The sequence below is a fragment of the Gilvibacter sp. genome, assembly GCF_965601605.1.
Taxonomy (GTDB): Bacteria; Bacteroidota; Bacteroidia; order Flavobacteriales; family Flavobacteriaceae; genus Gilvibacter.
In genome coordinates this window covers 1-13,338 of the sequence record NZ_CBFCWJ010000042.1, presented here as the reverse complement: position 1 = coordinate 13,338, position 13,338 = coordinate 1, and the positions used below count along the sequence as shown (strand labels likewise).

The following is a 13,338-nucleotide window of genomic DNA, read 5'->3' as shown; positions in this document are numbered from 1 at the left end:
CCGAATTGCTTTAGATATTCTTGCCCTTTTGGGGATTGAAAAGGGACAAAGCTAAAGAGGTCTGCTGGAGCAAATTTGAGCAGCCAACCCACAACGCCGTTGCAAAGGTTGCATTCTCCGTCAAAAATAATAATGTCTTTTGTAGTTGTAGTTTCCATGATGCCTATGTAGTCGTAAGCGATAAGGCTCGCATTACACTTATGGGCTAATTTCCATGGGTACCTACTAAATCTAAAGTGGTTTGATAAAGGGTCTGGCCTGTGATCTTACTCTTGAGCCAGGCGTAAAAACTCATGACAAAGATGTCTTCTTCCAAGGGATTCTTTTGGGTGAGTTGCGTACTAATCGAATTTACAAATGCCTCGTCTTGCAATATTTTGGGGTTTTGGTAATAGGCATCTACAATCTTAAGAAAAGCTACCACGCGCTGTTGTTGTTTCTCCTTAAGGATTTTTTTGAACTGCCTTTTGAATCGATTCAGTCTCAACAATACCAGATCCAGTTTGTCTCGTTCAATAAGCAGCAGGATCTCAATGATGTTTTTCTGCACCACCCATGACCAACCCATTTTCTTTTCATACCAAGCGTCGCTGTGGTTCAGCGTACGCATCAATTGACTCACCTTGTCAAAATCGCCTTGATGGAAAAAATACATACAAAGGGTAAGTTGTGCATGCAGGTCTGTTTTGGGTTGTTTGTCAAGCAGATTTGTCGCCTTTTCAGAGGCTCCGCTATAGAAGTATAACAGACTTTGCAAAAGGGCAACTTTGTCTTGCAACAAGGTTTTATAACTGGAATAGCTATTGAGATCCTCCGCCAAAAGCGAGACGGTATCCTGGCATTGACTCAGCTGTTTATTTCTAAAGAGACTTAAAGCAATCAAGTGTAAGCTACGCATACGGTACAAAGCGTATCGGCCTTGAAGTTCCGGTTTGGAAATGATGAGACTTTTGATCTGTTGACAAAACGCTAAGATCTCATAGAAAGATTGATTCTTTTGGGCGTATTCTGTAGCAAGGCTGAGTAGTTGAAAGAGGGATTTATAACTCAAGTGGTGATCTAACTTGAGGGAAGCACCATGGAGTGCAGTGGCGAGTTGCTGGTCAAAGCGAATCTTTGCTGTGGAGCTGTTTTTAGCTTGAAACTGGGCATATAGCGTGGTTATCTTGAGCTCCTGCAAATAGAGATCGTTGTTGACTTGAGCCTGTTCAAGCAGCGTCTGTAAAGACTTGCGCTGCTGCAAATGGGCATATTGCAGATAGGTTTGATAGATCTCATTGAGAATAGAGTAGGCTTCAATTTGCATTGCAGCACTTAAAGCTTTTTCTAAGGTTTTAAAGCCGAGTTTGATCTTTTTCTGCTCAAAGAAGATTCTGCTTGCCAATAAGAGCTTAAGGCAATTCATGTCTGCCGAGGTCTCTTTAGCAAAACTCTGGGTAGCGATGAAATCAATCAAGCGATGTTGTATGCGGTTGCTCAGTACATAAAGAGCATTCCTATTCGGTTTTCCGTATAAGGCGATATCCAGATCCTCTGTATTTCCCTTGCAAAGCATTTGGAATAGATCCGTGTTCTTGGTGTCCGATCTGCGATTCAATCTTTCCAAATGCCTTTTAAAGGCAAGCTGCTCATCAGCATTTAACAAGGCGATCGTCTCTCTTAATTCAATCATTTAAACGTAAGTAAATAATTCTATAAATACTTATAAGTATGTTATATGGTAATAAAAGTATAAAATAAAACGTAAGTATTTGACAAAACTTGTGTTTGTGGCCTATTCGAATCGATCCATATTTGCCCTGTAATCAAAACATAAATCATCAAAACAAGAATTATGGAAGATCAAGTGTTTAAAACCAAAAAACCAGTCAACGCTCCTTTTAAATCTAAGACCGTTGACCCAGAGAACTTCGATTGCAAGCCTACCTCGGCTTTTGTGTCGGCTTCATGGACGGCACTCTTTATTGGAATGGTTTCCTATTGTGTCGGGCTTTGGAACGTAAGTATGGAACTCAATGAGAAGGGATATTACTTCACCATTCTCCTTTTCGGATTATTCAGTGTGGTGTCCGTACAGAAAAGTGTTCGTGACCGCCTGGAAGGAATTCCCGTTACTGAAATTTATTACGGCATCAGTTGGTTCACTACAATAGCCTCAATACTATTACTGATCATTGGACTGTGGAACGCAGACATCGATCTGAGTGAAAAAGGCTTTTACGGCATGTCATTTACCCTGGCGCTCTTTGCAGCGGTAGCGGTTCAAAAAAATACGCGGGACATTAAATTCTTGGAACGCGCAGAGAAGAATTAACGCAAGTTGGAAGAGGTTTTGATGCGAGAGCAGCTGCCTTTGGAGTCCCGGCATTGTAATAATGTCGGGGCTTTTTTATTGGTAAAAACAATACTCAAACTGCGTCATCCCAATTTTAGGATAGTATTCTCGAGCTGCTGGAGCTGCAAGCAAGATCAATTTTGCTTCAGGCGCTTGCGCTTTCGTTAACCGGATGAGTTCCTTTCCAATACCCTGATGCTGATAAGCCCCGTCTACGGCCAGATCAGACAGATAGGTGCAATAGGTAAAATCAGAGATGCTTCTGGATACTCCAACCAGCTTATCTCCGTCACGAGCGGTCAAAATAATGTCTGCATGTTTTACCATGTCCTTAAGTGTCTCAACAGTCTTAGGGCGACGTTCTGCTAAAGTAGAGGCCATTAATAGTTTTTGAAATTCTTCTCCTGTCAATTCAGGTTCTAAGCTATAAGTAATCATTGCGTTTTTGTAAGAGATAGTGTTTTTCCAATGCATTATTAACGGTCTCTAGGGCTTTATCCATATACTTTAAGGCTGATTTTTTATCACCTGTTTTAAAGTGAAGATCGGCCCAAGTAGCCCATAGGAGATATACGCGTTGATTCAATTGAGCTTCATCTATAGTACTCAATTGCCCAACCACCAAATCGTATTTTTTGAGTTGAATCAATACAATTATTATGTTGAGTCTGTTCAGTTCGCTGGGATTCAGTTTTTGAAGCTTTTTATAATGCTCCAAAATGGCTCGCCAGTTGGTATCTTTGAACGATTTGGCTTTGAGGTGTTCCGCCGCAATTGCTGCTTCTAAATGATAGATGGACTGATCGGGATAGGTCACGGCTTTATTCATGGCGTCGTTGCCAACTTTGATCAGCGGGAAATGCCAAAGCGATCGGTCTTGATTTTCCAAATCTATAAGCTGCCCGTCTTCACTGATTTTACTTTCTAAGCGGGAGGCGTGGAAGCAAAGCAGACCAAACAAGGCATAGCTGCTGCCGGAGCGTAGCATTTCTTTTTTAAGTACCAATTGATTTAATCGCAGGGCTTCTCCGCAGAGTTCGCGATCAATAAGCGCCTCGCGCTTGGTGGAGTGAAAGCCTTCATTGAAGATCAAATAGATCACTCGCAAAACGCCTTGCAGTCGTGCAGGGATTTGCGTTTTGTCCGGAAACTCAAAACGGATCTTTTTTTCTGCGACCTTTTTACGAGCTCGGGAGAGTCGTTTTTTAATGGTCTCTTCCTTGGTGAGTAGTGCAGCGGCGATCTCTTTTAGGGAGAATCCCGAGATGGTTTTTAGGGCAAAGGCCAATTGTTCCTCCGGAGCCAATTCTGGGTGACAGGCCACAAAGATCATGCGGAGTTGACTGTCTTCTATTTCGTGATCTAAAAACAAATCGTTGAGGTGAATGCTCGCTGCTCCGTGTGCCAATTTTTCACTGCGGAGCTGATCTGCTTTGACTTTTCTAAGCAGGTCAATGGTTCTGTTTTTGGCCGATTTGATGAACCAGGCCTCTGGGTTCTCTGGAATTTGTTTGCGCCATTGTTGTGTGGCTTTGACAAAGGTATCCTGTACCGCATCTTCAATTAACTCCAAATGCGACAACCCAAAAAAGTTGGTCAAGACAGCGATCATCTTTCCGTATTGGTGTCTGAAAAGATGATCGACCACTTGACTATCCATTAGTCTTCAAAGACCATGATTTCTCGAATCTCTACCGTACTGCCCAAATCGTAATCTGGGAAGTCCTGAGCTATTTCTTGAACTTCGTCCATGTCTTTGGCGCTTACAATAAAGTATCCGCCAACCAATTCTTTACTTTCTGCAAAGGGTCCATCCGTCACCACCCGATCCGGCCCCGAGATTCTACGCACAGGGTCGTGCAAGGCTTCACCGCCTTTTACAATTCCAGCGGCTTCCATTTTGTTACTCCAGGTAAACCATTTACCCATGCGTTCTTGTAGCTGTTCTGGAGACAATCCCATGTCTGCATAGGTCTCTCCAATGAAGATCATCATAAAATCTTTCATAACGTTCGTATTTTAATTGTTGAATAGTTTAGTTTGGTGAGTGAAATCCAACCAGATTCCCTTCAGTATCTGTAAAGGTCGCAAAAAATCCATGCGGTCCCAAAGAGGTTTTCGGGATTGCGATCTTTCCTCCGGCAGCCTCTACCCGCGCTAGCGGTTGAGCCAAGTCGTTGCCGCCGTTCAAGTAAATGATGGAGCCTGTTTGAGACGGTGTGGCGTCCGGACTTTTTACAATACTTCCGCCCACACCTTCTTGTTGATCGGAGGGAAAGAAAGCCATCACCTGATCAAACTCAGGCATTTCTAAGGTTTCCATTTCTGCTTGAAAAACAGTTTGATAAAAGTCTTTTGCGCGGTCAAAATCCGTAGTAGGGATCTCAAACCAATTCAGTGCATTTTTCATAATTAAGAGTTTAGTTATTAAATACTTTCACTCTTATTACGAAGCTGTTTTGCAAAAGGGGGACAAGAATTTTATTTTTTTTCGGCGGAGCCTAACTGCGGGGTTTCATTTCAAAGTTGATCTTGATCTCACCATCTATGATCAAACGCACGTAATAGTACTGTTTGGGGTCGATCATATGATCCAAGGCATAATCAAACTTATGTGATCCTGGCGCTACCGTTTCGTCAAAGAAAAGTTCGTCCAAGACAATATTATCCTCATTGAATAGTGCAATATGCACCTTAGACTCTTTGGAGAGACGGTACTCAAATTTGCCCTCCATGGATCTTTTGATGAGCCCATTGCCTTGCGGACGGCGGATGGTCTGTCCAGCCACTGTAATGGTGTCTGAATCGATGAGGTCCATTACAAGGCCGCGCGCTTCACTGGTTTGAGCAATGTCCATAGAATTGATCTCAGCTATTGGGCGGCCATTGGTCAAGGCCCAAACAGCTTGTTGTCCAGCTATTCCGTAAGCTTCTTCCTTACGGATGCGTTCTGCAAGGGTTTTCAGATTCCCCGTGGCCATTTCCCCCAGTTCGTAGACTGCGTTGGCGTCTGGGGCGGCATTAAATTCTTGTATGCACATTCCGTAAAGCGGAATGGTCTTTTTTTCTTGAGGCTTTAGGGTGATCTCTTCCCCGCGAGTAATGATGATGTCTTGAACATCTGGGTTTTCTGAATACAAGATCTGCCCCGTATTGATAATGAGCGTCAACACCTCACTTTCATTGTTGACCACTTCTAAATTTATGGGGTTGTAGTAGTGTGGGCTGTCTTCGTTTCCTCTAAAAGTGGCACTCACAAAGGCTTCGTCCAAAGCAGTTTTAAATAACATGGAGCGCTGGCAAACAGCAGTGAAAGGCAGCACAAATAGTAGCAGGAATGCAATGGAAGTGTTTTTCATAATGATAGTCTAGTGTTGCTTAAAAAACGCTAGATCTATCTAAAAATTATGAGGCAGGTATCCTTGAGTCGTAAATATACTTTGAGCCAGCTCTAAATCTTCCTTACCACCGAGGCTTTCCGGACGCAGTATAATATAGTGTCTGCGCAGGCGGCCTTTTTCATTGCGGAAATACACAATTAAATGTTTGTAGGCTTTCTGCATAAGAGCTGGGCTGGTCTTGATCTTGACAACATCTTTCCGCAGTATGGTTTGCTGATGCACAATGTCAAAATGCGAGTAAACCCATGCCGCACAATACAAAACCGCACAAACCACAAAGACTATATGAACTACTTCGGAGTTTTGAAAGCTCGCCATTTGAGTGGCTAAATAATAAATGAATAGGCCGAGTAAGGCGCTCGCCATCCACAGTGGAGATACCACGCTGTAGGTGTCGTCAATATCAAAAAGCTCTTCCGGATTACTACTTTGATTGAACACCAAGCGGTCTTCTAAAACGTGGCACAAGCCTTTTTGTGTGGTAAAATAGGTTTGCATCAGCTTTGAAAAATTCCGCGAGTAGTGAATAAAGACTTAGCGGTCTCAATAGATTCTTTACCGCCCTCAGTGAAGGGTTTCATTTTTATGACCCGGCGCCTTTTTTTACCGTCGCCGTCTTTAAAGTGAAACACAAAATAACCTTGAGGTTCTCCCAGTTTGATCGTTTTGTATTTTACATACAACAGATTTTCCATGGGGATCATTTGCGTTTGAGATGCTCCATGATCATAAAACCAAAAGAAGACGAACATAGCCAGTACCATTAGTACTAAAGGCGAAAGGTTGTCAAAGGGATCTCCCAAAACAATGGAGAGTACCAGTGCTAAAAAGAACACGGCTGGGATCAGTTTTGGTGTGATCAGGTCTGAGGGTTTTATTGACGGCAGGCCGTAACGTTCCTCTGGATTCGTACTTTGATTAAAGACGATCTTATCCGTCATGACATGACAAAGTCCGCTTGAAAATTCAAAAACCGAATGCTCCATACGGGAAGATACGAAAATCTACCCCACGTAGTTCACTAAAAGCGCATCCGCGGTTTTCTCCACCTTCGCCAAACCATTTTTGGTGAGCTCCTTAATGGCTTTGTCCCATTTTTTATTAGAAAGTCCTGCCTGCTGCTTCAAGTCCCCTAAAGGCATGGTTTCTTCTTTGCGAAGCAGCTCTAAAACTCCTTTGGCTTCATCGGTCAAAGCAACTTGCTTTTTCTCCGGCTTCATTTGCGGGAAGAACAAGACTTCTTGAATGGATTGGTTGTCTGTCAAGAACATGATGAGTCGGTCCATACCAATTCCCATCCCTGAGGTTGGAGGCATACCGTATTCTAAAGAACGCAAAAAGTCAAAGTCAATGAATTCTGTAGCTTCATCATCTCCTTTTTGAGCCAATTTAAGCTGATGCTCAAAACGCTCGCGTTGATCGACAGGATCGTTCAACTCAGAATACGCGTTAGCGATCTCTTTACCACAAACCATGAGCTCAAAGCGTTCGGTGAGTTCTGGATTCTCCCGATGCGATTTACAGAGCGGGCTCATCTCTTTTGGATAGTCAGTTATGAAGGTTGGTTGGATGTAATTGCCCTCACATTTTTCACCAAAGATCTCGTCAATGAGTTTTCCTTTACCCATCGTTTCATCAGTTTCAACGCCAAGTTCTTTACAAGCCTCGCGGATCTCATCTTCTGACTTTCCGTAAATATCAAAACCGGTAAACTCCAAAATAGAGTCACGCATACTGATGCGCTTATAAGGAGCTTTGAAATCTACCTCGTAATCGCCGAAGGTTGCCTTGGTGGTTCCGTTCACGGCCATTGCACAGTGCTCCAACAGCTTTTCACAGAAGTCCATCATCCAGTTGTAGTCTTTATAGGCTACGTAGATCTCCATGGCTGTAAACTCCGGATTGTGCGTACGGTCCATCCCTTCATTGCGGAAGTTCTTAGAGAATTCATAGACACCATCAAATCCACCAACAATAAGTCGCTTTAGATACAACTCATTGGCAATTCGCATATAAAGCGGAATGTCCAAACTGTTGTGGTGGGTAATGAACGGACGTGCTGCAGCACCTCCAGGAATCGGTTGTAATATTGGAGTCTCTACTTCAAAATAACCAGCATCGTTAAAGAACTCGCGCATGGCATTGAAGAGCTTGGTGCGCTTAACAAAGGTTTCTTTTACCTGAGGGTTCACAACCAGATCAGCGTAGCGCTGGCGGTAGCGTTGCTCGGGGTCGTCAAACTTATCGTAAATGACACCGTCTTTTTCTTTCGGAAGGGGAAGTGGCTTTAGCGCTTTGCTCAAAAGAACAAACTCTTTTACCATTACGGTCTTTTCACCTACTTGGGTGGTGAATAACTCCCCGTGGATTCCAATAAAATCACCAATATCAAGCAGTTTTTTGTACAGCTCGTTATAAGCGGTTTTGTCTTCTCCCGGGCAGATCTCGTCCCGGTTAAAGTATACTTGGATACGTCCGTCGGCATCTTGAAGTTCTGCAAAGGAAGCCTTCCCTTGGATTCTTCTGGACATCAATCGGCCTGCAACAACAACCTGTTTGCCTTCTGAAAACTCCTGTTTAATGGTTGCAGAAGTATGGTCAACGGGAAACTCCGCTGCCGGATAAGGGTCTATCCCTAGGGCTTTGATCTGCGCCAATTTCTCACGGCGCACCAGTTCTTGTTCAGACAATTGCATGCTAAAGAATTTAAGAGGCAAAATTACAGTTTTTGCCTCTATTATTAAATTCTTCGTCGCAGCAATTTATTTCCCTTCTTTGAACGACTTTACACGCTCAAGCGCCTCAGAGTAATCCGAGATCTCTGGTTTGAGGCTGATGGCTTTATTATAAGCATCTACGGCTTCATTGTAGGCCCCGAGTGCTTCTAGTTTTTTACCCAATCGATAGTGTACTTGCGCTTCATCTTCAAACAGTAAACTATTCAATTTGAGTACACTTACGGCCTGTTGCTCTTTGTTTTGGGTACTGAGCACATAGGCCAAAGTATTGAGTTCATAGAAAGAGGAGGTTCTGTCACTGAATTTGACGGCGAGCTTTTTGAGCTTTCGGTCCGATAGGCCTCGATCTTTATCATTAGAAAATTGACTACCTACGGCATTGGCTATGGGATACTGCGGCTGATAATTTCCTTGAGTTATGGCGAGCAGATCTGCTTCCAGACTCACGATTGGGTCTTCCACAATTCTATCGACCTCTTGTCCGTTTTTTGAAATGATGATGGTGGGTACCCGATGAATATTGCGACCTAGTGTCTCCCCATTGGGTCCTTGTTTGTAAAACGCACCATCCCCTCGCACAGCGATGAAGTTTACGTTCGCTTTGGGCATATCCAGATCCCCAAAGAGTTTGATTAACCTTGGAACTTCCCGCTTGCTGTCCCCACACCAAGTTCCCATAAAGACCTCTATTTGATAGTCACCGATCGTTTCTTTTAGGTTTTTTACTGTCTTGGTGTCTGGCGTGTAGTTCTCATAACCCTTTTGATACCAGTCTACAAATTGGGGTCGAGTGAGGTCTACGAATTCAAAAGGTCCCCAGAGGACCTCTCGGCCTTTGCCGTCGGTAATTAAATTGTCAGTGGTTTGGGCAAAACCCATGCTTGCCACAAGGAGCAAAAGGAGCGTAAGTCTTTTCATGCTGAATACATTTTTGTTCAGCAACGAAAGTGCTTAATTCTTTAGCCCGATTTGTAAAATTGCCGTTGGAAACGGGTACTAGACCCCCGTTTGAAATTTATTAACTATTTGATTTTTAGAGATTTGATTTCATCTCTTGAAGTGACGCCCAATTTGCGGTAAATGTTGTTTACGTGAGATTTCACCGTACTGTGGCTGATAAAAAGTTCGCTAGCGATCTCTTTATTGGTCTTATTTTCTTGGATGAGCTGAAAGACTTTTTCTTCTTGCGGAGTGAGTGTGATCTTTATAGAGGCATGTCGGATCTTGAGGTAATAAAACCCGCAGCCAATTAAAAACAATACCAAGCCGGCTATCAAATATTCCGTGGAACGGTCTGTGGAAGATTCCTGAGTGATCAAATTGCTTTCTACCTGATGCTCTCTAATATACTGTTTGGCAATTTCGGACTCGCCATAGGCTGCTTCCAATCGTGTGGCCAATTCTGCATAGAAGGGAGTTTGCTGCAATCGTTTTACATAATGATCGTAAAAAATGGTGCTTCTGTCGGTTAATCCGGCATAGATGTAGAGGCCTACAAGCGGGTCTTGATCTTTTCCGAATTCATGCAATCGGGCCGTCCAATCATCGAGCAAATTGTCAATGGCGGTCTGTGAACGCAATCCGACGAACTCATACTTCATCGCCTCCATAATAGAATCGACCTTAAGTAAAGCCAAGGTAGCTTCATTGGTGCTGATAGCCTCACAAAAGATCTCGTTGTCAAAACGCTGCGGTAAGGTAATGGTATCTCGATTATTCGCAATAATGATCATGGCCTTGCTGTGCTCGCAGTTCCCAGTAAAGTGATTGAGGTCCTGCTCATAGGAAGCGCAACGATCCACGTGAATGCGGTAGAGCTTATTTTTATCAGACAGCTTATTGCCTTTAAAACGAAAGATCCCCAAACTGTCCAAAGAAACCCTTTGTATGAGTTGTTCGTTGAACACGCCGTTGAGTTTACGATAGTCCTCAATCTCTGACAAATAGGCTTGTCCGTTCCAATCTCCAGGGTCCACTTGTCCCTCAAAGACATACTGTCCAAAGCTGGTAGCTGGTAGTAAGAGTAGGCTCAGAAGTAGGTAGTAAAACTTCACACTCAAAAGTAGGGAAAACTCGCGGTACAAAAAATCCAAAGTCATGGGCGTAACACATCGGCTAAACTGCCGTCCTATCTGTATTAATTAATGTATCTTTATCCTTAGAATTTATGAGCATATGGCGCGTATTACTCAGCATTGTCTTTCCTCCTTTAGCGGTGATCGATAAGGGCTGCGGTTCCATTGTAATTGTCTTAATATTAACTATTTGTGGCTGGGTGCCCGGAGTGGTAGCCGCCCTAATCATATTAAATAACCCAGAACGATAATCATCAACACTATGAAATTATTCAGCAAATTACTTATGCTACTGATCGGTTTGGTCATGATCAGCTGTAACTTTACCGAACAAATGACCATGAATGAAGACGGTAGCGGTCGTCTTTCTGTAAACTTTGACGCCTCAGAACTCATGAGCATGGCCGGAGAAATGGGTGGCGGAGATGAAGACGGTGAGAAGGAAAAAGTAGATTCCATCATTGACTTTAAAGAGTTCATTCAAGAGAATAAAGACAGTATCATGTCTTTACCTGCTAAGGAGCGCGATGAGATCATGGCCATGGAAAATTTCAAAATGCGCATGTTGATCGATGAAGAAGAAGGCGTAATGAAATTCAACATCTTCTCAGACTTCAAAAACGTATCAGAAGCCAATAACATCAACGACGGTTTCAACAGCTTGAACGGGCTTATGAATGGCGGTTCGGATGCGGCGCAACAACAGCCTAAGAATGATGAGAGTGTAAAGGTTAGCTATACCTTTGAAAATAATATCTTTAAAAGAGACGCCTATATTGTCGATGCGGAGAAGTATCAAACGCAGATTGACAGCATAAAGAGCATGGAAATGTTCTTCAGTTCGTCTTCTTACAAACTAGAATATACCTTCCCAAGAAGGATCAAATCCACCAATAGAGAATCGGCTACCTTCAGCAATGATGGGAAGACCCTTTACTACTCTGTAGGTTTTTTGGATTATATGAAAGATCCAGACCTCATGGATATTGAGGTGGTATTGGAAGACTAAATGCCTTTTTGATGGCTGATAACAAGCAAATTCAATTTCAAGACCTCGGACTGCGGGATTATAAAGAGACCTGGGATTATCAGGAGGAACTCTTTCAGCAGATCTTAGACATTAAGATCCACAACCGCCGTCAGCAGGATGACAAACCAACACCCAACTACTTGTTGTTTGTGGAGCATCCGCATGTCTACACCTTGGGCAAGAGCGGGGATTTTGACAATTTGCTCATTCCAGAAGCACAACTGGAGGCCATCGATGCGAAGTTTTATAAGATCAATAGAGGTGGAGATATTACCTACCACGGGCCAGGCCAGGTGGTAGGTTATCCCATACTCGATCTGGAAAATTTCTTTACAGACATTCACAAATACCTACGCTTTTTAGAGGAGATGATCATTCGTGTAATGGCGGACTACGGCCTCAAAGGCGAGCGTTCCGACGGTGAGACTGGTGTTTGGTTGGATGTAGGCACTCCCTTTGCCAGAAAGATCTGCGCTATGGGTGTACGTGCGAGCCGTTGGGTAACCATGCACGGCTTTGCCTTCAATATCAATGCAGATTTAGGCTACTTTGATCATATGATCCCTTGCGGTATCAAAGACAAAGCGGTAACCTCGCTCAATGTTGAACTAGGCACCGCTGAGGTATCCATGGAAGAAGTTAAGTCTAAACTAAAAAAGCACTTCTTGGAACTTTTTGAGGCAGAGTTTGCAACTCCAGCCTTGTCTTAATTACTCTTTAATAAAGACCACGCGTCTGTTTTGGGCCTTGCCTTCTGGCGTGGAATTATCTGCAATAGGGTCTTGTTCTCCTTTACCATCTGTGCTTAAACGATTTCCTTCAATTCCGTAGATGTCGATCAAAGCTTGTTTAACGGCGGCTGCGCGCTGTTTGGAAAGGTTGAGGTTATTATCATCATTACCGTCGCTATCGGTATGTCCAACGATCTTGAGTTTCATATTCTTGTCTTGCAACAATACCTGAGAGATCTGTTTAATGATCCCATAGGATTGCGGTTTGATGGTTGCTGAGCCAGAATCAAACAGAATTCCAGAAGTAGACACCTGCCCATCATTCATCAAGGTGCGTCTGAGATCTAACCCGCCTTTAGCTACTTTAAAATTGGTGATAAAGAAGCGTTCCTTGCCGTCTTTGAAACTGCTTGTGTTGAGCTTTATACCGTTCATGATGGAGACTTCTGGCAAGGCTCTTGGTACATCAATGAGTTTCTTCTGATTGACCCAAAGCCGGATACGTCTTTTGTTGACGGCAATGGCATAGTGATGAATTTCCAATTGTTCTTTACGAAGCTCGACATTAAGTGAGTTGTTGATCACATCTTTTCCATCAACCCTGCTGACGATTATTGCAGAGTTTGCCACGTACTGCGGATAGTTCAATGATACTTCTACACGATTGTTGGTGCGTTTTAAGCTGTTTTCCTCTTCCACGCTGACTCTAAATCGCGCTGAACTAGAGGTTCCGCGGTCAACGCCTGCGGTGCGTACATCAAATTCAATGGTGTACTCTTCTGGAAGTTCGGTAACGTCCGGGACATAAAAAGTATAGAAGCCAGAGGAGAGCTCCAACCATTTGGTAGGATCATCTCCAAAAGTGACCAACTCACCACTACCGTTGGTATTCCAACGGGAAGGGAAGTCACCGATAAAATCCGCTGAAAAATCATCTTTAAAAATGATCTCATCTCCAGGAACAAAATCGAACTTACTGTTGATGGTTGGCGGTGCATTAGGAGTGGTGTCACCATCTGAACTTCCGG

At 43.4% G+C, this 13,338-nt stretch carries 17 protein-coding genes; 4 read left to right on the top strand and 13 right to left on the bottom strand.

Features of this window, described 5'->3' with window-relative positions; all coding sequences use genetic code 11:
- Both ACSLP7_RS12350 and ACSLP7_RS12345 read right to left on the bottom strand, forming a co-directional pair.
- Positions 1-158, bottom strand: a 158-nt coding sequence (locus tag ACSLP7_RS12350) for a thiol-disulfide oxidoreductase DCC family protein (protein ID WP_435579581.1), incomplete at its 3' end; no start/stop codon positions are given.
- Positions 159-205: 47 nt separating this feature from the next.
- Positions 206-1,672, bottom strand: a complete 1,467-nt coding sequence (locus ACSLP7_RS12345; protein ID WP_435579580.1) for a hypothetical protein — start codon at positions 1,670-1,672, stop codon at positions 206-208.
- A gap of 162 nt (positions 1,673-1,834) precedes the next feature.
- On the opposite strand from ACSLP7_RS12345, the gene yiaA reads away from it, so the two are divergent.
- Positions 1,835-2,314, top strand: coding sequence for an inner membrane protein YiaA (yiaA, locus tag ACSLP7_RS12340; RefSeq protein ID WP_272831684.1), 480 nt, complete (start codon positions 1,835-1,837; stop codon positions 2,312-2,314).
- Positions 2,315-2,389: 75 nt separating this feature from the next.
- Here the strand turns inward: yiaA and ACSLP7_RS12335 are convergent, their stop codons facing one another.
- The 10 genes from ACSLP7_RS12335 to ACSLP7_RS12290 form a co-directional block, all read right to left on the bottom strand.
- A complete protein-coding gene (locus ACSLP7_RS12335) occupies positions 2,390-2,773 on the bottom strand; it encodes a GNAT family N-acetyltransferase (protein ID WP_435579579.1) in 384 nt (127 codons plus the stop codon).
- Complete coding sequence (locus tag ACSLP7_RS12330) at positions 2,760-3,995, bottom strand: RNA polymerase sigma factor (protein WP_435579578.1); 1,236 nt, start codon at positions 3,993-3,995, stop codon at positions 2,760-2,762. The genes ACSLP7_RS12335 and ACSLP7_RS12330 overlap by 14 nt, the downstream gene beginning before the upstream one ends.
- Positions 3,995-4,342, bottom strand: coding sequence for a YciI family protein (locus ACSLP7_RS12325; protein ID WP_272831687.1), 348 nt, complete (start codon positions 4,340-4,342; stop codon positions 3,995-3,997). The genes ACSLP7_RS12330 and ACSLP7_RS12325 overlap by 1 nt, the downstream gene beginning before the upstream one ends.
- A 28-nt stretch (positions 4,343-4,370) precedes the next feature.
- Complete coding sequence (locus tag ACSLP7_RS12320) at positions 4,371-4,745, bottom strand: VOC family protein (RefSeq protein WP_435579577.1); 375 nt, start codon at positions 4,743-4,745, stop codon at positions 4,371-4,373.
- Positions 4,746-4,836: 91 nt separating this feature from the next.
- The gene (locus ACSLP7_RS12315) at positions 4,837-5,694 is read right to left on the bottom strand and encodes a hypothetical protein (protein ID WP_435579576.1); all 858 of its coding nucleotides are present in this window, start codon (positions 5,692-5,694) and stop codon (positions 4,837-4,839) included.
- A gap of 39 nt (positions 5,695-5,733) precedes the next feature.
- Positions 5,734-6,234, bottom strand: coding sequence for a hypothetical protein (locus ACSLP7_RS12310; protein ID WP_435579575.1), 501 nt, complete (start codon positions 6,232-6,234; stop codon positions 5,734-5,736).
- Positions 6,234-6,722 (bottom strand): hypothetical protein, encoded by a 489-nt coding sequence (locus tag ACSLP7_RS12305; RefSeq protein WP_435579574.1) that lies wholly within the window; start codon positions 6,720-6,722, stop codon positions 6,234-6,236. Before ACSLP7_RS12305 ends, ACSLP7_RS12310 begins: the two co-directional genes overlap by 1 nt.
- Positions 6,723-6,740: 18 nt before the next feature.
- Entirely contained in the window at positions 6,741-8,432 is a 1,692-nt protein-coding gene (lysS, locus tag ACSLP7_RS12300) for a lysine--tRNA ligase (RefSeq protein WP_435579573.1), read from the bottom strand.
- A 66-nt stretch (positions 8,433-8,498) separates the two neighbouring features.
- Positions 8,499-9,392 carry a tetratricopeptide repeat protein gene (locus tag ACSLP7_RS12295; RefSeq protein WP_435579572.1) on the bottom strand — a complete coding sequence of 298 codons (894 nt, stop codon included), beginning with the start codon at positions 9,390-9,392 and terminating at the stop codon, positions 8,499-8,501.
- Between the two features lie 104 nt (positions 9,393-9,496).
- The gene (locus ACSLP7_RS12290; protein WP_435579571.1) at positions 9,497-10,573 is read right to left on the bottom strand and encodes a response regulator transcription factor; all 1,077 of its coding nucleotides are present in this window, start codon (positions 10,571-10,573) and stop codon (positions 9,497-9,499) included.
- A 68-nt stretch (positions 10,574-10,641) separates the two neighbouring features.
- On the opposite strand from ACSLP7_RS12290, the gene ACSLP7_RS12285 reads away from it, so the two are divergent.
- From ACSLP7_RS12285 to lipB, 3 genes are read left to right on the top strand one after another with little or no spacing between them, the layout of a single operon-like run.
- Positions 10,642-10,800: a YqaE/Pmp3 family membrane protein gene (locus ACSLP7_RS12285; RefSeq protein ID WP_272831695.1), complete on the top strand. Its 159-nt coding sequence runs from the start codon at positions 10,642-10,644 to the stop codon at positions 10,798-10,800.
- Between the two features lie 11 nt (positions 10,801-10,811).
- Positions 10,812-11,558: a hypothetical protein gene (locus tag ACSLP7_RS12280; RefSeq protein WP_435579570.1), complete on the top strand. Its 747-nt coding sequence runs from the start codon at positions 10,812-10,814 to the stop codon at positions 11,556-11,558.
- Between the two features lie 11 nt (positions 11,559-11,569).
- Positions 11,570-12,289 carry a lipoyl(octanoyl) transferase LipB gene (lipB, locus tag ACSLP7_RS12275; RefSeq protein WP_435579569.1) on the top strand — a complete coding sequence of 240 codons (720 nt, stop codon included), beginning with the start codon at positions 11,570-11,572 and terminating at the stop codon, positions 12,287-12,289.
- Here lipB and ACSLP7_RS12270 read toward each other — a convergent pair.
- On the bottom strand, positions 12,290-13,338 hold a 1,049-nt coding region (locus ACSLP7_RS12270; protein ID WP_435579568.1), incomplete at its 5' end, for an OmpA family protein.